Origin of the sequence: Janthinobacterium sp. SUN073 (assembly GCF_030397665.1) — a bacterium.
Lineage (GTDB): Bacteria > Pseudomonadota > Gammaproteobacteria > Burkholderiales > Burkholderiaceae_D > Janthinobacterium.
The window spans coordinates 105,603-124,735 of record NZ_JAPUBT010000009.1; the positions used below are offsets into that span (position 1 = coordinate 105,603).

A 19,133-nucleotide genomic window follows, 5' to 3' on the forward strand; every position below is an offset into this window, starting at 1 on the left:
CTAATGCCCGTTTGACACCTGCCGCTGGCCCGTCTGCTCCTGCAGACGCTGGCGGTAGGCGCTGGGCGTGACGCCCATGCGCTCGCGGAAGGCGGTGGCGAAGTTGCCCGCGTTGTGAAAGCCGATCAGCAGGGCGATATCCTGCACGTCGATGTCTGTCTGCTGCAGCAATACCACGCCGCGGGCGATGCGCGCTTCGCGGATGAAGGCAAACACCGTCATGCCCGTCTGCTCTCGGAACATCAGGGTCAGCTTTTCGCGGTAGGTGCCCACGCTGCGGGCGATGTCGGACAGGTTGGGCAGGCTGCCCAGGTTGTCGAGAATGAGCTGTTTGACCGCATTGACGAACACCAGGTCGGGATGCTGCTGGCGCTCGCTGGCCGGGACCGCGACGGGTAAGGTGCTGTTGCTTTTACGCATCAATCCCAGGTGGATATGGATGCGCGCGGCCAGTTCTTCCGGCGTGAACGGCTTCGAAATGTAGTCGACACCGCCCACCTGCAAGCCCATGATGCGTTCCTTGGCGGCATCGGCGCCACTGAGAAAGATGACGGGTATCTGTTCCGTTTCGGGATTGGCCTTGAGCAATCGGCATGCCGTGTAGCCATCCATCTCGGGCATGCGCACGTCGAGCAGGATCAGGTCGGGCAGCGTGGCCAATGCCAGCTGGTAGCCCTGGTAGCCGTTGAACGCGATGCTGAAACGGTAGGGCTGCTCGCCGAGCAGCTCCATCAGCATGCGCTGCTCGAACGCGGAATCGTCCACGATCAAGATGTTCTTTTTGACGGTTTCGCTGGTCAATGGCATGGCATGGATGACTTAACCAAAAAGCAAGTTGTGGCTTATTATGCCTCGCTTTTTCTTTTTTTTCTGCTTTTCTCGTGTTTCAAAAGAGCTTTCTCCGCCAGAAGAAGCGGCGATTTCCCAGATCGCTAATAATTCACCCATGCATTGACTCAAAGCAATGTCGATTGTTAAAAAATCTGTTTTGTAAATGCGGCAAAAAACCGACGTCCTCAGTTTCCTGGCTCTCGGCGCTGATCTTTTGTTGTCCTGGTTTGCGTGCCCCAAAAAACGCCGGCAATACCGTGACTATCCTCGACGTCCTTCATATTGACGGGCTCATTAATGATGTTCGATCATCAGGAGGTATCATGTTGCGCGTTATTTCCCCCCACCTTATCGTTGCCGCCAGCACGGCATTGCCGCCACGTGGCGCCGACGCGGCCGTGTATCTGAACGGCAGCGCCAATATCACCTTTGACCAAAGCCCGGGTGTACTGGCGACTGCCGTGAACGTCAATACGAGCGTGAGTGTGACCTGCGCCAATAGCACCCCGTATAACGTGGGCCTGACGGCGGGTACGGGGTCGACCGGCACCGGCGCCCGATATCCGCAAGCGAGCATCACGGCCACCGTTGACTGTTAAGCCAGGCGCTGCGTGAAGGCCGGTTCCGCTTCCCTGACGCTCAACCTCCGCCTTGTCCGTGCCGAGGCTGGCCTCGTCGCGCAGGAAAACACATGTTTTTGTGTTGTAACTGAGATTTTTTCGATTGTTGTGTTGAATCAACGTGAGGAGATGGTCATGAAACATACCAACTTTAATAATTTGCCTTGCCCGATTGCCCGCAGCCTGGGCAAGGTGGGCGAATGGTGGAGCATCCTCATCCTGCGCGAAGCGTTTTATGGCAAGACGCGCTTCGACGAATTTGAAAAAAGCCTCAAGATCGCCCCCACCATCCTGACGCGCCGCCTGGCCGACCTGGTCGAAGGGGGCTTGATGACGCGCCGCCTGTATTGCGCCAAGCCGCCCCGCTACGACTATGTGCTGACCAAATCCGGGCGCGCCTTCAAGCCCGTTCTGCTGGCCTTTATCGCCTGGGGCAATGAAAACTTCGCGCCGGAAGGCGCCAGCCTCGTCATCGCCAGCCGCGACACGGGCCTGGCTGCCGATCCCGTGCTGGTCGACGCCATGACGGGCTTGCCCATCAATGATGAGTACTACGCGTTCGCGCCGGGGCCGGCCGCCAGCGACAGCATGCGCAGCATCATCCTCGATGCGGAAAAAAGCAGCGGCATCGCACCCAAACCGAAGCCAGCGCCAGCCAACCGGGGCTGGGTGGCGGAAGGGCATCTGGCCTGAGGCGCGACGGCAGGCGAACAGCAAGTTTGGCGCACAGCAAAGCGGGCACGGCGGTATGGCGTTACCGTCGCAGTATGCAACACCAGTGCGGCGCAGGCCCGCTTATGCGGACCGGGCGCCCTCCATGATCCGCTGTCCGTTGAAGGAGATCTGCGATGAGCACATTGCACCACGGCGCCACCGTGCTGGCGCTGGCCGCCTTGCTGGGCGCCTTTTCCCATGGTCCGCATCATCCGGGCGGCCATGATGTCACCTTGACGGGCACGCAGGAAGTGCCGGCCAATATCAGTACGGCCAGCGGCGGCAGCACCATCCGCGTCGCCCACGACCGCAGTGTCAGCGGCGGCGTGCGCTACACGGGCATGCTGGCTACCGTCGCGCATATCCATGAAGCGCCGGTGGGCGCCAACGGCCCCGTCATCGTGCCGCTGCTGAAAACCGCCGAAGGCATGTTTGCCGTGCCGGCTGGCACCCTGCTCACGCCGTCCCAACATGCGAGCTACCAGGCCGGCAAGCTGTACGTGAACGTGCACAGCGCAGCCTACCCGGCCGGCGAGATCCGCGCCCAGCTCAAGCCCTAGCTGCCGGCGTTATCCCCGAAACCTCCTTGGGCCGCGCGAGCGGCCTTTTTTTGCGCCCGGCGGCCAGCCAGTGCAGCGCGCTACAATGGCGCTCCATGCTGACCATCCTCGCCATCACTTTTCCCTTCTTCGCTCTGGTGCTGTGCGGCTACCTGGCCGTGCGGCGCACGCTGCTGCCGCTGGCCGCCATCGGCGGCTTGAACAGTTTTGTCCTGTACTTCGCGCTGCCCTGCATGCTGTACCGCTTCGGCGCCGCCACGCCCATCGCGCAGCTGCTCGACGCCAGCGTGTTCGGCGTCTACCTGCTATGCGCGCTGATCATGGTGGGCGTCACCACGGCCATGACCCTCAGCCACCGCATCGACTGGAACAACGCCGCCTTCGGCGCGCTGGTGGCGGCCTTCCCGAACACGGGCTTCATGGGCGTGCCCCTGCTATTGACATTGCTCGGGCCGCGTTCCTCGGGCCCCGTCATCGTCACCATCGTCGTCGACTTGCTCATGACCAGCTCGCTGTGCATCGCCCTGTCGCGCATCGGTAGCGGCGGCGCGTACGGCAGCCGCACGGCCGTCGTCAACGCCATGAAGGGCATGCTGGGCAACCCCATGCCATGGGCGATTGTGCTCGGCGCCTTGACGTCGTGGCAGGCACTGGCCTTGCCCAAGCCATTGACGCAGACGGTGGGCCTGCTGGCCGATGCCGCCTCTCCTGTCGCCCTGTTTACCATCGGTGCCGTGCTGGCCCGTTCGCAGATGAGCACCAGCGACCCGGCGCCGCTGGGGGAATATGTGCCGGTGGCGCTGAAAAAACTGCTGCTGCATCCGCTGCTGGTATGGGGCATCGGCCACGCGGCCATCGCGCTGGGCGCGCCGCTCGATCCGTTCGCGCTGACCTGCATGGTGCTGGTGGCTTGCCTGCCCAGCGCCAGCAACGTGTCGCTGCTGTCCGAGCGTTTTGGGGCGAACACGGCGCGCATCGCCCGCATCATTTTAGTATCGACGGCGCTGTCGTTTTTGACGTTTTCGGCGGCCGTCAGCTGGCTGGCTTGACGTTGGCGGCGATCAGCGCGCCCAAGGCTTGCGCCGCGCCGGGCTGGGCGGCGGTGGTCAGTTCGCGCGCCATCGTGGCCTGATCTTCCTGCGTGCGGTTCTGCCCCAGCTTCCATTTCCCCGTGATGCGCGTGAGGGGAATTTCGATGCCGACGATGGCTTTTAACAGCTTGTCGATATAGTCGGCCGGCGCATCGCTCACCCGCCACGGCGCGGCTAGCTCCGCTTCATGGCGTGTGGTCAGCCGCTCCACCAATCCCAGCAGCCATGCCGCGTCGTCGATGGCGCGCAGGGGGCCGTGCGCGTGCACGACCGCATAGTTGAAGGTGGGGACTTCCTTGCCGCTGCGCTGCTTTTCCATATACCAGGCGGGCGTGATGTAGGCGTGCGGCCCCTGGAAGATCACCATGCATTCATCTTCTTCGCCAGCCGCGCGCCACACGGGATTGGCGCGTGCCACGTGGGCGCGCAGGATGCCGAATGGGGCGTCAAGCGTGGGTGCGGCGATCTCGAACGGCAGATGGTCGGCGCACAGGCCATCGGCGCCGTGGCGCACCAGCGCGCCCAGCGGATGCGCGGCTATCAGGCCATGCAGCACGTCGAGGCGTTCTTCGCGGAAGGTGGCGGGCGTGTACATCTAGGCGACGCCTTCCACGACCACGTCGGCCGTCAGCGAATTGGCGATGTAACAGCGCTCGTGCGCGTCGTGGTGCAGGGTGGCCAATGCCTCAGGCGTGGGCGATGTTCCCGCGAAGGAGATGCGTGGGCGCAGCACGATGCGGGTCATGGCCAGCCGCCCCGCGGCATTTTTACCCAGCTCGCCGACGGCGGCGTCGCGGTAGTCGTCGATGACGTAGCCGCGCTGTGCTGCCAGCGACAGGAAGAACAGCATGTGGCAGCTGGACGTGGCGGCCACCAGCGCTTCTTCCGGATCGATATTCTCCGCCACCGACATCGGCAGCGGCACGGACAGGGGGGAAGACGAGGCGGGGACCGTCAGGCCGCCGTCGAACTGCCATGCATGGCCGCGGCTGTAGCGCTGGCCGGCGAAATCCTGGCCGTCGCGCTGCCAGGCCACGGTGGCGAAAAACTGATGCATGGGTGCTCCATGAGAGTAAGAGGGATGCATCATCTTAGCGCCAGTCTTGGCTATTTAAAACAGCCAATAAGTGCTATCTTGAGGCTACCAATTCAAGAGCGCCACCATGCCAGCTTCCCACCTGAACCAGATCGTCGCCGCCTTGCCGCTGCGGCGCGGCGCCAGCGAACCGCTGTTTCGCCAGCTGTATGCGGCCGTCAAGGCCGCCATCCTCGATGGCCGCATGAGTCCCGGCATGCAGCTGCCGCCCACGCGTGACTTTTGTCGCCTGCTGGCCGTGTCGCGCCAGACGGTGCTCAATGCGTATGCGCTGTTGACGGCAGAAGGTTATCTCGATGGCGCCGTGGGGCGCGGCACCTTTGTATGTCGCGACGTGCCGACCCCTGTCGCAGCCTCGGAGACAGCGGCACCGGGACTGCTGCGGCCCCTGTCGGCGCGCGGTCAAGGCGTGGTGGCGGCCATGCGCCAGGTGGCGTTTCATCGTGGCCCGCTGCGCGCTTTTCGCGTCGGCATGCCGCGCATTGACCATTTCCCGTTTGACGTGTGGAACCGCCTGGAAGCGCGGCGCTGGCGCCGGCCTGACCACCAGTTCGGCTACAGCGACCCGGCCGGCTACCTGCCGCTGCGCGAACTGCTGTGCGTGTACCTGAAGGCGTCGCGCGGCGTCCAGTGCACGCCGCAGCAGATCGTCATCACCTCCGGGTCGCAGCAGGCGCTGTTCATGCTCTCGACTATTTTGCTGGCACCGGGCGACGCGGCCTGGATGGAGTCGCCCGGCTACCGGGGCGCCAGCGGCCCCTTGCGCGCGGCCGGCGCGCGCGTCTTTCCCGTTCCCGTCGATGCGCAGGGACTGGACGTGGCGTATGGCGTGGCGCACTGTCCGCAGGCGAAGCTGGCCTATATGACGCCGTCGCACCAGATGCCGCTGGGCGTGAGCATGAGTTTACCGCGCCGCCTGGCCCTGCTGGCCTGGGCCGCGCAGCACAAGGCGTGGCTGGTGGAGGACGATTACGACAGCGAATACCGCTACTCGGGCGCGCCGCTGGCGTCCCTGCAAAGCCTGGACCGCGATGGCTGCGTGGTCTACGTGGGTACCCTGTCGAAAGTGATGTTCCCCGGCCTGCGCCTCGGTTACATGGTGGCGCCGCCCGCGCTGGCCGAGGCGCTGGTGCAGGCCAAGGCCGTGATGGACCGCCACACGGCCATCGTGCCGCAGATGGCGCTGGCGGACTTCATCGCCGAGGGCCACTTTGGCCGGCATATCCGCCGCACGCGCGACAGCAATGCCGAACGGCGCGACCAACTGGTGCGCGGCCTGGCGCACGAACTCGGCGATCAGCTCGTGTGCGGCCCGGCCGACAGCGGCCTGGAATTGTGCGCGTATTTTCGCGGCGGCCATGATGAGGAAACGGTGTCGCGCGCGGGGCTGGAGCGGGGCATCGAACTGCGCCCTCTGGGGCACTATGCCGACCCTGACGCCGGTGCCGCCTGCGCCACGCCGCCCGGGCTGTTATTGGGCTTTGCCGCCATTCCCCCGGCAGAGATGCAGCACGGCTTGCAGGAACTGGGGCGCCTCTTGCGCGGCCGATAAACTATACTGGTGCTTGCCCGCACATGAAGAACACGACCATGAATATTACCCGCTGCGCCTGGGCCAATCCGGCCAATCCCCGCTACCTTGATTACCACGATACGGAGTGGGGCGTCCCCTGCCACGACGAGCGCCGGCTGTTCGAGATGCTGAACCTGGAAGGCGCGCAGGCTGGCCTGAGCTGGGAAACCATCCTGAACAAGCGCGATACCTACCGCGCCGCTTTCGATGGCTGGGATGCGGAAAAGATCGCCGCGTATGGCCCGGACAAGGTGGCGCAGCTGCTGGCGGACCCCGGCATCGTGCGCAACCGCCTGAAGGTGGCCGCCGCCATCACGAATGCGCAAGCCTACCTGCGTCTGCGCGCGCAAGGCCAGACCCTGGACAGCTTTTTGTGGGCGTATGTCGATGGCCAGCCCATCGTCAACAGCTGGCAGCCGGGCGCATTTCCCGCCAAGACGGCCTTGTCCGACACATTGTCGAAAGACTTGCTCAAGCTGGGCTTCAAGTTCGTCGGCTCGACCATCGTCTACGCCTACATGCAGGGTATCGGCATGGTCAACGACCATGCGCCGACCTGCTTTTGCCGCGCGGGGCATTGATGCGCCGCGCGCTGGTCCTGCTCGACACGGACTTTGACGGCGCTCGCTTTGGCGCAGCCTGTGCGGCGCATGGCGGGCGGCGCCTGCATTACATCGCGCTGGCGCCGCGTCCCGTCGATGCCAGCCACTTGCCCGGGCAGTGGCGCACACAGTGGCCGCTTTGCGTGCCGGGCTTGCACCGCATGGTCTCGCGCGACGGCCTCGTCACGCTCGATGTGCTGATCGGCGAACCTGATGCCTGCCTGGCGCAATTGTCGGCGCGTATCGATGAAGTGCTGCTGGCCTGGGTGCCTGCCGCCATGGCGGTGCTGGCGCGCCTGATGGTCGATGGCGGCCAGCTGCATGCGGTGCACCTGGACGAGGCGCAGCGCGCGGAGTTGCAAAAGAATGGCTTTGTTTTCGACGAGAGCCGCTTGCGCGCCGTATTTTATGCGCGGCGCGCAGAGCACGTGGCCGTCACCGCACCCGAGCGGCGCGCCATCGTCATCGGCGCGGGCGTGGCCGGCGCGGCCGCCTGCGAACGGCTGGCCGCGCGCGGCTGGAAGGTGACCCTGATTGAACGCCACGCGCAGCCGGCCAGCGAGGCGTCGGGCAACCTGGCCGGCATCTTCATGCCGCTGATGTCGAAGGATGACAATATCCCCACGCGGCTGGTGCGTGCCGCCTACCTGTACTCGCTGAATCGCTGGAAAGACCTGGGCGGCATCGGCGCCGCCATCGAGGGTGTGCAAAGCGGCGTGCTGCACCTGGCGCGCGACGCCGCGCATGCGCAGGTGCAGCGGCAGATCGCCGCCAGCGGCGTGTATCCGCGCGAATTCGCCCGCTGGCTGGAAGCGCCCGAGGCGAGCGCCATGCTGGGCGCGCCGGCGCCCGACGGCGCCTGGTGGTTCGCACAGGGCGGTTGGGCGCGCCCGTCTTCCGTCTGCGCGGCCATGCTGGACGCTTGCGGCACCTTGCTCACGCGGTGCTTTTCCAGCAGCGCCCTGCGCCTGGAGCGTGGCGATCAGGAGTGGCTGGTGCGCGATGCGGACGGCGCCCTGATCGCGGCGGCGCCCACCGTCATCGTGGCGGCGGGCACGGGGGCAGTCGATTTTGAGCAGGCGGCCGGCCTGCCGCTGGACGCCGTGCGCGGCCAGGTCACGCACCTGGCCGAAGGCAGTCTGCCATCCTTGCCGTTCGTCGTCTGCCGCGAAGCCTACATGACGCCGGCATACCAGGGCGTCGTGTGTGTGGGCGCGACCTATGCTGCCGATGCAGACAGCAGCCTGCGCGTGGATAGCCAGCACGACAATATCGCGAAGATCGCCGACATCCTTGATGTGGCTCCGTTCGACGCGCCGCTGGCCGGGCGCACGGGCTTTCGCTGCATGGCGCCGGACCGCCTGCCGCTGGCGGGCGCCTTGCCCGATCCCGGCGTGCCAGGCCGCTGCGAGCGCTTGCGCGACGTGCCCCGCTGGCCAGGCCTGTTTGGCTTGCTCGGTTACGCTTCGCGCGGCCTGATCTGGGCGCCGCTGGCGGCCGAGCTGCTGGCTTGCCAGCTGGAGGGCGAGCCGTTGCCGCTGGAGAGTCAATTGGCCGCTGCTTTGGACCCCGCCCGCTTCCTGCTGCGCGAACGCCGCCGCGCTTCCTGATGACACCCAGAGGCAAATTCTGGGGTCGGACCCTCAGGGGGAATATGCCCCAATGGGGCATATTCCGATTCCGAAGGAACTGACCCCATATACGTTTTTCAGCTTTCCAAACTCTTTTTAATTTGTTTTCCGAACAACATAAGTTCGCTACAGTGGACTCGTGCTGGTTTTTGACGACGAAATAAAGAGGTGGAACGATGGCTGCTGCAGAACTGATTTTCGATCCCCGCGCCGTGCACGGCGAGGCGGCTTTTGACGAAGTACTCCATCTCGCGCGCACCCAGGCGCAGGCGCAGGGCTTGCCGTATGCGGGCATCGTCAGCGCGCAGGATGCATGGCAGCTGGTGCAGGCTGGCAAAGCCGTGCTGGTCGACGTGCGCACCAATGAGGAACGCACTTTCGTCGGCTACGTGCCCGCCTCGCTGCACGTGGCGTGGGCGACCGGCACGTCCATGAACCGCAATCCCCGCTTTACGCGCGAACTGGAAGCGAAGGCGGGCGGCAAGGATGCCGTCGTGGTTCTGCTGTGCCGCAGCGGCAAGCGCTCGGCCCTGGCCGCCGAAGCGGCCGCCAAGGCCGGTTTCACGCACGTCTTCAACATCGCACAAGGTTTCGAGGGCGACCTCGACGCGCAGCAGCAGCGTGGCCACAGCGGTGGCTGGCGCTGGCATGCGCTGCCCTGGCTGCAAGATTAAATCTCTTCCCGGAGCCACCATGCACCAGCGAGCCATACCCCCCGCCTCCCTTGCCGCGCAGCCGCAATGGGAACTGCACCAGATCGTCGACGAATTGCGCGCCGTGCGTACGCAGTGGCGCGAAGGGCTGGCCAGCAACCAGGAGTGCGGCGCGCGCGAATTCCCGTCGCGCCAGCATTTGCACGACATCATCAAAGCCCTGTGCGCGGCCCTGTTTCCCATGCGCCTGGGCCCCCTCGACCTGCAGCAGGAGAGCGAGGATTTCTTTGTCGGCCACACGCTCGACACGACCCTCACGGGATTGCACGAACAGGTGCGGCGCGAACTCAGTTACCACGCGCGCCAGCACGGCTTGCAGCAGACGGTCTCCATCGAACAGCAGGCGCTGGCCATCGTGCAGCGCTTCGCCCGCGCGCTGCCGCGCATCCGCGCCCAGCTCGACACGGACGTGGCGGCCGCCTTCCATGGCGACCCGGCCGCGCACAGCGTCGATGAAGTGCTGCTGTGCTATCCGGGCATCCTGGCCATCATCCATTACCGCCTGGCGCATACCTTGTATGCACTGGGCGCGCCGCTGGTGGCGCGCATCATCGCCGAGGTGGCCCATTCGCAGACGGGCATCGACATCCACCCGGGCGCCAATATCGGCAGCAGCTTTTTCATCGACCATGGCACGGGCGTGGTGATCGGCGAGACGGCCATCATCGGCGAGCGCGTGCGCATCTATCAAGCCGTGACTCTGGGCGCCAAGCGCTTTCCCGCCGGCTTTGATGGCGTGCTGAAAAAGGGACTGGCGCGCCACCCCATCGTGCAGGACGATGTGGTCATTTATGCGGGCGCGACGATCCTGGGACGAGTGACCATCGGCCAGGGCTCCGTCATCGGCGGCAATGTCTGGCTGACCCGCAGCGTGGCGCCCGGCAGCCATGTCACGCAAGCGCACAACCAGCAGGAAGCAGCCGATTTGCCAGCGCCATCGCACCCCGCTTTTGCCCACCACCCATGAGGACAGCATGTTGATCAAACAGTTTGGACTGGCCGTGCGCCAGTTGCGCGAAGGGCATGGCTGGTCGCAGGAGCGGCTGGCCGAAGCGGCCGATTTGAACCGCTCCTTCATCGGCGAAATCGAACGGGGCGCGGCCACGCCGTCGCTGCTGACGGTGGAAAAACTGGCCGTCGCGCTGGGCGTCGGCCTGGCGGGATTGATGGCCCGCTGCGAACCGGAGCTGGTGGATTAAAACGCCGCGTTGATGGCGATAGCATGTTGAGAAGACTGGGGAGACGTCCGATACTTTATTCGTTTTTCAGATAAGCATATTCACTTTTCTCATCAGGAGTAGTCATGGCAGAAGCAACAGAGAACCAGTTCGCGCTGGGCGATAACGCCGCGCGCCAGCTGGCCAATGCAAGCAAGAGCGTCCCCCAGTTATCCACGATCACGCCGCGCTGGCTGGTGCACCTGCTGCAATGGCTGCCCGTGGAAGCGGGTATCTACCGCCTCAATCGCGTGAAAAATCCGAAGGATGTGCGCGTGGCCTGCTCGCAGCGCGACGAGTCGGAGCTGCCGCAAACGTTCGTCGACTACGACGACCAGCCGCGCGAGTATTTTCTCAATGCCGTCAGCACGGTGCTCGATGTGCACACGCGCGTGTCGGACCTGTACAGCAGCCCGCATGACCAGATCAAGGAGCAGCTGCGCCTGACCATCGAGACGATCAAGGAGCGCCAGGAAAGCGAACTGATCAACAACCCCGATTACGGCCTGCTGGCCAGCGTGCACGACGACCAGCGCATCTTTACCCTGACGGGCGCGCCCACGCCGGACGACCTCGACGAACTGCTGACGAAAGTGTGGAAGGAACCGGGCTTCTTCCTCGCGCACCCGCTGGCGATTGCCGCTTTTGGGCGCGAATGCACGCGCCGTGGCGTGCCGCCGCCCACCGTCAGCCTGTTCGGTTCGCAGTTCCTCACATGGCGCGGCGTGCCGCTGGTGCCGTCCGACAAACTGCCCATCGAAGACGGCAAGACGAAAATCATCCTGCTGCGCGCGGGCGAACAGCGCCAGGGCGTGATCGGCCTGTTCCAGCCTGGCCTGGCGGGCGAGCAAAGCCCGGGCCTGTCCGTGCGCTTCATGGGCATCAACCGCCACGCGATTTCGTCCTATTTGATTTCGCTGTATTGCTCGCTGGCCGTGCTGACCGACGATGCGCTGGCCGTACTGGAAGACGTGGAGATCGGTAAATACCATGACTACCCAGACACCTACAAGTGATGGCGCGGCAGGCTTGCCTGCCGTCCCGTTTTTACCCGACGAAGCGACCCTGAACCGGCTGGCGGGCGAGTTTTTCGCGCGTTTGCCGGGCTTGGAAAAGTCGCCCAGCCTCGGTGGTTCCGGCAGCGTGCTCGATGCGGCGCCCCGCTATGCGAACCGGCCGCCGCCGCAGCCCGGCCCTTCGTTCGCCGCCATCGTCCCCGGCGTGGCGACGGCGCAAGTGCCGCCCGTGACGGCGCCCCTGGAGTCGCCGATTGCGCCGGCGCCTGCCTCCGTGCCGACGCCACGGGCATCAAGCCTTGGTGCGCCGTCGCCCTACTATTTTGTCGGCGGCGCGCATGGCTATCCCGCGTCGCACGGCAAGCTCGATGGCCTGGCGCAGCAGGGGCTGGGGCAGGCTGCTCCCGATGATTTAAGCGGACTGTTTGTCACGCCGCAGCGCGCGCCTGCGCGCCAGCTGCCCGTCTCGCCAGCCAGTGGCCAGCCCGCGTTCTATTTCCAGACCGAGCTGCCCTCGGCGACGCAGCCGGGCCAACGCCAGGCGCCCGCGCCGTTCGATGTGCACGCCGTGCGGCGCGATTTTCCCGTGCTGGCCGAACGGGTCAACGGCAAGCCTTTGGTGTGGTTCGATAATGCGGCCACCACGCACAAGCCGCAGTCGGTGATCGACCGCGTGTCGTATTTCTATGCGCACGAGAATTCGAACATTCATCGGGCGGCGCACGCGCTGGCGGCGCGCGCCAGCGATGCGTATGAAGCGGCACGCGCCAAGGTGGCCCATTTCCTCGGCGCCGCCTCGGCCAATGAAATCATCTTCGTGCGCGGCGCCACGGAAGGCATCAACCTGGTCGCCAATACGTTTGGCCGCAAGTACATCGGCAGCGGCGACGAGATCATCGTTTCGCAGCTTGAACACCACGCCAACATCGTGCCGTGGCAGCAGCTGGCGGCGGAAAAGGGCGCGACACTGCGCGTGATTCCCGTCGACGACAGCGGCCAGATCATCGTCGATGAATTCCGCAAGCTGCTCAACGGGCGCACCAAACTGGTGTCCGTGACGCAGGTGTCGAATGCGCTGGGGACCGTCACGCCCGTGGCACAGATCATCGCGCTGGCGCATGCGGCCGGCGTGCGCGTGCTGGTCGATGGTGCGCAAGCCGTGTCGCACCTGCGCGTCGACGTGCAGGCGCTGGGTGCCGATTTTTATGTGTTTTCGGGGCATAAAGTGTTCGGCCCGACGGGCATCGGCGCCGTGTATGGCAAGGCGGACTTGCTGGAGCAATTGCCGCCGTGGCAGGGCGGCGGCAACATGATCGCCGACGTGACGTTCGAGCGCACCGTCTACCAGGGCGTGCCGAATCGTTTCGAGGCGGGCACGGGCAATATCGCCGATGCCGTGGGCCTGGGTGCGGCCATCGATTACGTGCAGCGCATCGGCCTGGACAACATCGCCGCCTACGAGCACGCGCTGCTGGAATACGCCACGCACCACCTGCAGGCGATTGCCGGCGTGCGCCTGATCGGCACCGCATTCGAGAAGGCCAGCGTGGCCTCGTTCGTGCTGGCCGGCTACGAGCCGGCGGAAGTGGGGCGCGCCCTGAACGACGAGGGCATCGCCGTGCGCTCGGGCCACCACTGCGCCCAGCCGATTTTGCGCCGCTTCGGCGTGGAAGCGACCGTGCGGCCATCGTTTGCCTTCTACAACACGTATGAGGAAATCGACCGGATGATCGCGGTGGTGCGCCGCCTGGCGGGTGCGCGCCGCTGATCTTGCCTGCTTGTCAGGCCAATGCCGCCCTTGCGCCAGCGGGGGCGGCATTGTTGCGTCAGGTCACGGACTTTGCGCGCGCCTGGCTGGCGTCCGCAGGCTGGCGGTATAATTTATCCTTGGCAATATTCAAGCTGCGGCCCCAAGGAGATATCCGGTGGAAAATCAACACAGCTCGCCCGAGCTTTTCCTGTTCCTGGCGTCGACCGTGCACGACATGAAAAACTCGATCAGCGTGGTCAGCGGCACTTTGGAGTCGCTGCTGGCGGCCGAGCAGGCCAAGCCCGCGCCCCAGGCCGACCCCGCCTACCTGCAGATGGCGCAAATGCTGTACCAGACCAAGCGCCTCAACGATAACCTGATCCAGCTGCTGGCCCTGTACAAGGAAGTGGGCAAGCCCGGCTACCCGTTTGACGTGCAGCCGCAACTGGTGAGCCAGGTGGTCGACCAGGTGGTGGACCAGGAAAAGATCCTGCTGGCCTCGAAAGGCATCCGCCTGGAGACGGCGTGCCCGGCCGAGCTGATCTGGACCCTGGATGAAGACCTGGTCATCGGCGTGCTGGCGCATGCCATCAACAACGCCATCCGCTACACGAAAGACACGATCCGCCTGTCGGTGCGGGAGCACGACAATATGCTCGAGCTGCGCGTGGAAGACAATGGCGATGGCTACTCGCAGGCGCTGCTCGACGCGGGCAGCGCGGCCATGGATGGCATGGCGGCCGGCGTGAACTTTTCCACCAACAGCACGGGACTGGGCCTGTATTTCTCCAGCGAAGTGGCGAAGATGCACAAGCACCGGGGCAGTAGCGGCAGCATCGCCCTGGAAAATGGCGGCGCGCTGGGCGGCGGCTGTTTCATCCTGCGCCTGCCCTGAACGAGGATGCCATGACGACAGACAGCCACGCCACCGCCGCCGAAGCGGGCAGCACCGACTGGGCCGACAAGCATTATCTGCTGGTCGACGACTTCATCGGCATCCGCATCCTGCTGCGCGAATCCCTGCGCAACCTGGGCGCGCGCCATATCGACCAGGCGGCCAGCGGCGGCGAAGCCATGAAGCTGCTGGCCAAGACGCGCTACGACGTGGTGCTGTGCGATTACAACCTGGGCGAAGGCAAGAATGGCCAGCAAGTGCTGGAAGAGACGCGCGTGCGCAATCTGACGGCGCCGTCGAGCGTGTGGCTGATGGTGTCGGCCGAGAAAAGCGTGGAATCGGTGATGGGCGCGGCCGAGCACCAGCCCGACGCCTACCTGATCAAGCCGATCACGGAAGGCGTGCTGCTGACGCGGCTGAACCGCGTGTGGCACAAGAAGCAGGTGTTTCGCGAAATCGACCAGGCCTGCATGGAAAAGGATTATTTGCGCGCGGCCAAATTGTGCGACGCGCAGATCGAGCTCAACAAGCTGCACGCGCTGGAATTGCTGCGCATGAAGGCATCCTTGCTGCTGAAAAGTGGCGAGCCGGAAAAGGCCCGCGCCGTGTATGAAAAAGTGCTGGCCGAGCGCGATTACAGCTGGGCCAGGGCGGGCCTGGGCAAGATCCGCATGAATAACGGCGAGCACGAGGCGGCGCGGCAGATCTTCCAGGGCGTGATCGTCGAAAACAAGTATTACATCGATGCCTATGATCAGATGGCCGTCGCTTACCAGCTGATGGGCCAGCACGAGGAAGCGTGTGGCGTGCTGGAAAAGGCGGCGCGCCTGTCGCCCAATTCCGTGCCGCGCCAGCGCAATCTGGGGCTGGCCGCCTTGAAAGTCGGCAATGTCAGCATGGCGGAAAAGGCTTTTCGCAAGTGTATTTCCATCGGTGAATTTTCCGTCATGAAGACGCCGGACGCCTACCTGGGCCTGGCGCGCGTGTGCGGCCTGAAGAAGGATGCCAAGGAGGCGCTGCAATGGCTGCTGCTGGCGCAGCGCGAATTCCCGCCCGAGCAGATCGGTTTGCGCGCGAAGATCACGGAAGGCATGGTGCACCACGAAACGGGCGATTACCGGCGCGCGCGCAAGTGCGGCGACGAACTCGAAGCCATGCTGCTGGAAGACCCTGCGCGGCCCGAAAAAAGTATCTGCATGGAACTGGCGACCCTGCTGTTCGCCGTCGGCGTCAAGGATGCGCCGGCCGGCCTGCTGTGCTACGTGGTGAAGAACAATCACGACAACCAGGTGGTGCAGGACGAGGTGCAAAAGATCTTCGACAAGGCGAAGATGGGCGACGAAGGCACCAGCCTGATCATCGCCGCGCGCAAGGAAGCGTCGGACTTGATGAACAAGGGCGTGCTGCTGTGGAAGACGGACAAGCTCAACGAGGCGGTCGCCTGGATGCGCGCGGCACGCGAAAAACTGCCCAACAACCTGCGCATCCTGTTCAATTCCGCGCAAATCATCGTGTCTTTCCTGGAGCAGCGCGGTTACCAGGCGGAATTGGCGGCCGAAGCCATGGAAGTGTTGTTGTATGTAGACAAAATCGCACCGGGACAGCAGCGCTTTGCGCAATTGATGGAGCAACTGGTGCAGCTGACGCCGCCGCCCGGGCCGGAACAGGCCGTCGAGGTGCCGGAAAAAACGCTGCCGGCGCCGGAAAAAGGGGGAAAATCCGTGCGCGAGCGTGCCGGATGATAAACTAGGGGCCAGCGTGGGTTCGCCCGTGCTTGAGTTGCTTTACAACAATAAGGAAGAAACTATGCGTGATGTGGTCAATGAAGTGTACAAAAAAATGAAGGTCGGCAGTATTGCCTGGGTACGCCCGGTCGCCGCCAAGGGAGACACGCTGGAAACATTCCAGTCTTCGTACGAGCACGCCAAGGCGCTGGCCGACGAAGGCCTGATCACGATCGGTGACGTAAAACGCCAGGCCGACAACATGATCGAGGCGATCCGCATTCATCGTATCGCCTGATCATATCGCCGGCTTGCGTATCAGGCCTTGCCTGGTGCTTTAGCCTTGGGCGCTGCGCGTTTCGCGGGCGCCTTGCGCAGCGGGGCCTTGGCCTTGGCTGCCGTGCCTGCTTCTGCCGGCTTGGCGGACTTGCTGGCCGCTGGCTTGGCCTTGGCGCCACCGCCGAAACTGGCCGCTGCCGCACTGGCAGCGTCGGGCGACATTGCCGTCGACACGGCTTGCTTGAATTGATCTTGTAACAAATTCCACCAAGCACTTGGATTGGCCAACTGGGCTGCTGCCTGGTTGCCGGCATCGTCGGGCGCCGCCGCAGCGGGTTCCGGCGCGGGCGCAGGTGCGGGCGCCGGTTTCGGTGCAGGCGCGGGTGCCGCAGGTGTCGCCTGCTGGAAAAACGCGGAAGCGTAGGGCACCGATTCAAAGACGGTTTTCTCGCTGGCGCCTGGCTGGGTGATGGCCGCTGCCAGTGACGCACCCATCGATTTCAGCGTGGCGATAGTGCCGCGCTGTACTTCCAGCGCCTGGATACTGCCGCGCAGCATGCTGGTATTGAGGTTCAGCCATGCTTCGACGGCTTTCAGGTCGCTGATTTTCTTGTCCAGCTCTTCCACCGACATGGTGGGCGCCGTGATGCCGGGCATGCCCATGCCGGGCACGCTCATGCTGCCCCACAGGTTCTTGACGAAGTCGAGGGTATCGGTCACAACTGCTGCGCCCGGTATTTGGGGCATTTGCGGATTTGCCATGCGAAATCTCCTGGTAGGTGGATGTCCCTAGCGTAGCAGATATCAGCTTGCAACTGACGCAACGCTGCCAACATTTTCTTACATAAAACATCAGGAGTTGAGCGCGGGCAAGAAGCGGGAAGTGGGGCGAAAGCGTTACACTACGGCCTATGATGCCCGACTCCTTCTTTTCGCCACCGCGCCGCCGTACCGTCATCTTTGTCGCGGTCATCGGCGCACTGCATTACGTGGCGTTGGCATGGCTCACCTCGCATGCCCGCATGGTGCCGCTGGGGCAGAATCATGCGCAGATGGTCAGCATGGCCTTGATCGCCGAGCCGCCCAGGCCCCTGCCAGTGGTGCCACCGCCACCCGAGCTCCCCATGCCCAAGCCCAGGCCACCGCCACCGCCGCCAACGACGGAACTGGCGTCGAGCGAAACGCCCCAGTGGACGGCGCCCGCCAGCGATGTGCCGGAAGGCCCCGCCACGTCCGAGCCGGCCGCAGTGGCTGCCCCGGCCATTACGGCGCCCGCGCCCGCCGTGGCGGCCGCACCCGCGCCAGCTGCCGCGCCGCCACCACCGGCCGTCGAGCAGGCACGGCACTACAAGACGAATGTGCCTGCCTCGGCCCAGTTCGACTTGCATGTGGACCGGCGCGATGCCGACGGTACCAAGTGGCAGGGCGTGGCCGCCATGGCGTGGGACAACAAAGGCGATACCTACCAGCTGACACTGGAAGTGGGCTTGAGCATGCTGATCACGCGCATCAACCTGCTGGTGCTGACCAGCGAGGGGGTGATCGATGCCAGCGGCATCGTGCCCGTCACGGCCACGGAAAAACGCAAGGGCCGCGCGCAAACGGCCACGCATTTCAAGCGCGACGCCAAGGTCATCACGTTTTCGGCCACGACGGCCACGGCGCCATGGCAGGAGGGGGCGCAGGACAAGGCCACGGTGCCGTTCCAGCTGGCCGCCATCGGCCGCGCCGACGTCAACCAGCTGGCCGGCAATATCGATATCCTCGTCGGCGAGGAAAAGGAAGCGACCGTGTTCCGCTTCCAGCTGGTGGGCGAGGAAGAGCTCGATACCAAAATGGGCCGTCTGGTGACCTGGCATGTGCGCCGGCCACCGAAGCCCGGCACCTATTCGTCGCAGCTCGATATCTGGCTGGCGCCGTCCATGCAATGGTATCCGGTACAAATACGCAATACCGAGGCGAGCGGGGCGCTGACCACGCAAACCGTGACCCAAATTCGCGTCAATGACGCTACAGGAAAATAAATGATGACTTTGACTACTTTAAAACGCGTTGTGCTGGCCAGCTTGCTGGCAGCCATCCTGACTCCCGCCATGGCCGACGCGCCCGTGGAGCATCCCGTCATCAAGCGCCCCTACAAGCTGGCGCCATCGGCGGACCTCGTCTATTCGATCAAGGCCAAACAGCGCGGCATCGGACTGTCCGGCGAATCGGTCAGCAACTGGCGCGTGGGTGATGGCAAGTATTCGCTGCTGGCCGAAACCAAGGCTGCCCTGTTCGGCAAGATTCTGGAGCAGCGCAGCGAAGGCACGGTGGACGATTTCGGCCTGGCGCCTTCTCAATTCGTGGAAAAGCGCTTCCGCAAGGAAGCGGCCACCACCACGTTCAAGCGCGACAGCAAGACCATCGTCTTCAGCGAGGGCGATGACAGCTATCCGCTGAAAGGCGGCGAGCAGGACCGCAACAGCACCGTCTGGCAACTGGTCAGCGTGGCGCGCGCCACGCCCGAGAAATTCACGCCTGGTTCGGAATGGAGCTTCTTCGTTGCCGGTCGCCACGACGCCGAGCCGTGGACCTTCAAAGTCGTCAAGGAGGACAAGGTCGCCACCGGCCTGGGTGAAGTGGCCGCCATCCACCTGGTCAAGGCGCCGCCGCCGGACAAGAAGGGCCAGCAAGTGGACCTGTGGCTGGCGCCGTCGCTGGAATGGTATCCCGTGAAGGTGACGTTCGCTGATGAAGACGGCGATTACGTCGAGCAAACCTTGCAAAAGATCGTCAAGAAGTAAGTGCTTGCTAATAACCCCGATGCAGAAACCGGGGT

Annotated in this window: 21 protein-coding genes and 1 pseudogene; 17 read left to right on the plus strand and 5 right to left on the minus strand. The window is 64.4% G+C overall.

Going from position 1 to position 19,133, the window contains the following annotated elements; genetic code table 11:
- Window positions 1–807 (minus strand): response regulator, encoded by an 807-nt coding sequence (locus O0882_RS21765; RefSeq protein WP_289951397.1) that lies wholly within the window; start codon window positions 805–807, stop codon window positions 1–3.
- Window positions 808–819: 12 nt separating this feature from the next.
- Complete coding sequence (locus O0882_RS21770) at window positions 820–948, minus strand: hypothetical protein (RefSeq protein WP_289951402.1); 129 nt, start codon at window positions 946–948, stop codon at window positions 820–822.
- A gap of 281 nt (window positions 949–1,229) precedes the next feature.
- Between O0882_RS21770 and O0882_RS21775 the strand changes: the two are divergent.
- The 4 genes and pseudogenes from O0882_RS21775 to O0882_RS21790 all read left to right on the plus strand — a co-directional run.
- A pseudogene (locus O0882_RS21775) lies at window positions 1,230–1,385 on the plus strand (spore coat protein U domain-containing protein); the annotation flags it as partial.
- A gap of 201 nt (window positions 1,386–1,586) precedes the next feature.
- Window positions 1,587–2,144 carry a helix-turn-helix domain-containing protein gene (locus O0882_RS21780; protein ID WP_100875388.1) on the plus strand — a complete coding sequence of 186 codons (558 nt, stop codon included), beginning with the start codon at window positions 1,587–1,589 and terminating at the stop codon, window positions 2,142–2,144.
- A gap of 155 nt (window positions 2,145–2,299) precedes the next feature.
- Window positions 2,300–2,725, plus strand: coding sequence for a CHRD domain-containing protein (locus O0882_RS21785; RefSeq protein ID WP_289951403.1), 426 nt, complete (start codon window positions 2,300–2,302; stop codon window positions 2,723–2,725).
- Window positions 2,726–2,820: 95 nt separating this feature from the next.
- Window positions 2,821–3,774 (plus strand): AEC family transporter, encoded by a 954-nt coding sequence (locus O0882_RS21790; protein WP_289951405.1) that lies wholly within the window; start codon window positions 2,821–2,823, stop codon window positions 3,772–3,774.
- Here O0882_RS21790 and O0882_RS21795 read toward each other — a convergent pair.
- Together O0882_RS21795 and O0882_RS21800 are read right to left on the minus strand one after the other, a co-directional pair.
- Window positions 3,758–4,411, minus strand: a complete 654-nt coding sequence (locus tag O0882_RS21795) for an FMN-binding negative transcriptional regulator (RefSeq protein WP_289951407.1) — start codon at window positions 4,409–4,411, stop codon at window positions 3,758–3,760. The two genes, O0882_RS21790 and O0882_RS21795, sit on opposite strands and share 17 nt — an antisense overlap.
- Window positions 4,412–4,873, minus strand: coding sequence for an OsmC family protein (locus O0882_RS21800; RefSeq protein WP_289951408.1), 462 nt, complete (start codon window positions 4,871–4,873; stop codon window positions 4,412–4,414).
- A 106-nt stretch (window positions 4,874–4,979) separates the two neighbouring features.
- Between O0882_RS21800 and O0882_RS21805 the strand changes: the two genes are divergently transcribed.
- From O0882_RS21805 to O0882_RS21855, 11 genes are all read left to right on the plus strand, one after another.
- Window positions 4,980–6,464, plus strand: a complete 1,485-nt coding sequence (locus O0882_RS21805) for a PLP-dependent aminotransferase family protein (protein WP_289951409.1) — start codon at window positions 4,980–4,982, stop codon at window positions 6,462–6,464.
- Window positions 6,465–6,502: 38 nt separating this feature from the next.
- The gene (locus tag O0882_RS21810; protein WP_289951410.1) at window positions 6,503–7,066 is read left to right on the plus strand and encodes a DNA-3-methyladenine glycosylase I; all 564 of its coding nucleotides are present in this window, start codon (window positions 6,503–6,505) and stop codon (window positions 7,064–7,066) included.
- Window positions 7,066–8,697, plus strand: a complete 1,632-nt coding sequence (mnmC, locus tag O0882_RS21815; RefSeq protein ID WP_289951412.1) for an FAD-dependent 5-carboxymethylaminomethyl-2-thiouridine(34) oxidoreductase MnmC — start codon at window positions 7,066–7,068, stop codon at window positions 8,695–8,697. The genes O0882_RS21810 and mnmC overlap by 1 nt, the downstream gene beginning before the upstream one ends.
- Before the next feature lie 197 nt (window positions 8,698–8,894).
- The gene (locus O0882_RS21820; protein WP_289951414.1) at window positions 8,895–9,392 is read left to right on the plus strand and encodes a rhodanese-like domain-containing protein; all 498 of its coding nucleotides are present in this window, start codon (window positions 8,895–8,897) and stop codon (window positions 9,390–9,392) included.
- Window positions 9,393–9,411: 19 nt separating this feature from the next.
- Window positions 9,412–10,398, plus strand: coding sequence for a serine O-acetyltransferase EpsC (gene epsC / locus O0882_RS21825; protein WP_289951416.1), 987 nt, complete (start codon window positions 9,412–9,414; stop codon window positions 10,396–10,398).
- A 7-nt stretch (window positions 10,399–10,405) separates the two neighbouring features.
- Window positions 10,406–10,630: a helix-turn-helix transcriptional regulator gene (locus O0882_RS21830; protein WP_070305409.1), complete on the plus strand. Its 225-nt coding sequence runs from the start codon at window positions 10,406–10,408 to the stop codon at window positions 10,628–10,630.
- Window positions 10,631–10,734: 104 nt separating this feature from the next.
- Entirely contained in the window at window positions 10,735–11,664 is a 930-nt protein-coding gene (locus O0882_RS21835) for a family 2A encapsulin nanocompartment shell protein (RefSeq protein ID WP_034784363.1), read from the plus strand.
- Window positions 11,639–13,432 (plus strand): family 2A encapsulin nanocompartment cargo protein cysteine desulfurase, encoded by a 1,794-nt coding sequence (locus O0882_RS21840; RefSeq protein ID WP_289951421.1) that lies wholly within the window; start codon window positions 11,639–11,641, stop codon window positions 13,430–13,432. The genes O0882_RS21835 and O0882_RS21840 overlap by 26 nt, the downstream gene beginning before the upstream one ends.
- 157 nt (window positions 13,433–13,589) lie before the next feature.
- Window positions 13,590–14,309, plus strand: a complete 720-nt coding sequence (locus O0882_RS21845) for a HAMP domain-containing sensor histidine kinase (RefSeq protein ID WP_289951423.1) — start codon at window positions 13,590–13,592, stop codon at window positions 14,307–14,309.
- A gap of 11 nt (window positions 14,310–14,320) precedes the next feature.
- Window positions 14,321–16,051, plus strand: coding sequence for a tetratricopeptide repeat-containing response regulator (locus tag O0882_RS21850; RefSeq protein ID WP_289951425.1), 1,731 nt, complete (start codon window positions 14,321–14,323; stop codon window positions 16,049–16,051).
- A gap of 64 nt (window positions 16,052–16,115) precedes the next feature.
- Entirely contained in the window at window positions 16,116–16,331 is a 216-nt protein-coding gene (locus O0882_RS21855; protein ID WP_010394693.1) for a hypothetical protein, read from the plus strand.
- Between the two features lie 20 nt (window positions 16,332–16,351).
- Here the strand turns inward: O0882_RS21855 and O0882_RS21860 are convergent, their stop codons facing one another.
- Window positions 16,352–17,074, minus strand: a complete 723-nt coding sequence (locus O0882_RS21860; RefSeq protein WP_289951426.1) for a PhaM family polyhydroxyalkanoate granule multifunctional regulatory protein — start codon at window positions 17,072–17,074, stop codon at window positions 16,352–16,354.
- Between the two features lie 149 nt (window positions 17,075–17,223).
- On the opposite strand from O0882_RS21860, the gene O0882_RS21865 reads away from it, so the two are divergent.
- Window positions 17,224–18,336 (plus strand): DUF3108 domain-containing protein, encoded by a 1,113-nt coding sequence (locus O0882_RS21865; RefSeq protein ID WP_289951428.1) that lies wholly within the window; start codon window positions 17,224–17,226, stop codon window positions 18,334–18,336.
- Window positions 18,337–19,098, plus strand: a complete 762-nt coding sequence (locus tag O0882_RS21870; protein ID WP_289951430.1) for a DUF3108 domain-containing protein — start codon at window positions 18,337–18,339, stop codon at window positions 19,096–19,098.
- Window positions 19,099–19,133 lie beyond the last annotated feature (35 nt).

Excerpts from the sequence above, each read along its gene's own strand:
- O0882_RS21765 (WP_289951397.1), bottom strand. The coding sequence starts at position 807 with ATGCCATTGACCAGCGAAACCGTCAAAAAGAACATCTTGATCGTGGAC.
- O0882_RS21770 (WP_289951402.1), bottom strand. The coding sequence starts at position 948 with ATGGGTGAATTATTAGCGATCTGGGAAATCGCCGCTTCTTCTGGCGGA.
- O0882_RS21780 (WP_100875388.1), top strand. The coding sequence starts at position 1,587 with ATGAAACATACCAACTTTAATAATTTGCCTTGCCCGATTGCCCGCAGC.
- O0882_RS21785 (WP_289951403.1), top strand. The coding sequence starts at position 2,300 with ATGAGCACATTGCACCACGGCGCCACCGTGCTGGCGCTGGCCGCCTTG.
- O0882_RS21790 (WP_289951405.1), top strand. The coding sequence starts at position 2,821 with ATGCTGACCATCCTCGCCATCACTTTTCCCTTCTTCGCTCTGGTGCTG.
- O0882_RS21795 (WP_289951407.1), bottom strand. The coding sequence starts at position 4,411 with ATGTACACGCCCGCCACCTTCCGCGAAGAACGCCTCGACGTGCTGCAT.
- O0882_RS21800 (WP_289951408.1), bottom strand. The coding sequence starts at position 4,873 with ATGCATCAGTTTTTCGCCACCGTGGCCTGGCAGCGCGACGGCCAGGAT.
- O0882_RS21805 (WP_289951409.1), top strand. The coding sequence starts at position 4,980 with ATGCCAGCTTCCCACCTGAACCAGATCGTCGCCGCCTTGCCGCTGCGG.
- O0882_RS21810 (WP_289951410.1), top strand. The coding sequence starts at position 6,503 with ATGAATATTACCCGCTGCGCCTGGGCCAATCCGGCCAATCCCCGCTAC.
- mnmC (WP_289951412.1), top strand. The coding sequence starts at position 7,066 with ATGCGCCGCGCGCTGGTCCTGCTCGACACGGACTTTGACGGCGCTCGC.
- O0882_RS21820 (WP_289951414.1), top strand. The coding sequence starts at position 8,895 with ATGGCTGCTGCAGAACTGATTTTCGATCCCCGCGCCGTGCACGGCGAG.
- epsC (WP_289951416.1), top strand. The coding sequence starts at position 9,412 with ATGCACCAGCGAGCCATACCCCCCGCCTCCCTTGCCGCGCAGCCGCAA.
- O0882_RS21830 (WP_070305409.1), top strand. The coding sequence starts at position 10,406 with ATGTTGATCAAACAGTTTGGACTGGCCGTGCGCCAGTTGCGCGAAGGG.
- O0882_RS21835 (WP_034784363.1), top strand. The coding sequence starts at position 10,735 with ATGGCAGAAGCAACAGAGAACCAGTTCGCGCTGGGCGATAACGCCGCG.
- O0882_RS21840 (WP_289951421.1), top strand. The coding sequence starts at position 11,639 with ATGACTACCCAGACACCTACAAGTGATGGCGCGGCAGGCTTGCCTGCC.
- O0882_RS21850 (WP_289951425.1), top strand. The coding sequence starts at position 14,321 with ATGACGACAGACAGCCACGCCACCGCCGCCGAAGCGGGCAGCACCGAC.
- O0882_RS21855 (WP_010394693.1), top strand. The coding sequence starts at position 16,116 with ATGCGTGATGTGGTCAATGAAGTGTACAAAAAAATGAAGGTCGGCAGT.
- O0882_RS21860 (WP_289951426.1), bottom strand. The coding sequence starts at position 17,074 with ATGGCAAATCCGCAAATGCCCCAAATACCGGGCGCAGCAGTTGTGACC.
- O0882_RS21865 (WP_289951428.1), top strand. The coding sequence starts at position 17,224 with ATGATGCCCGACTCCTTCTTTTCGCCACCGCGCCGCCGTACCGTCATC.
- O0882_RS21870 (WP_289951430.1), top strand. The coding sequence starts at position 18,337 with ATGATGACTTTGACTACTTTAAAACGCGTTGTGCTGGCCAGCTTGCTG.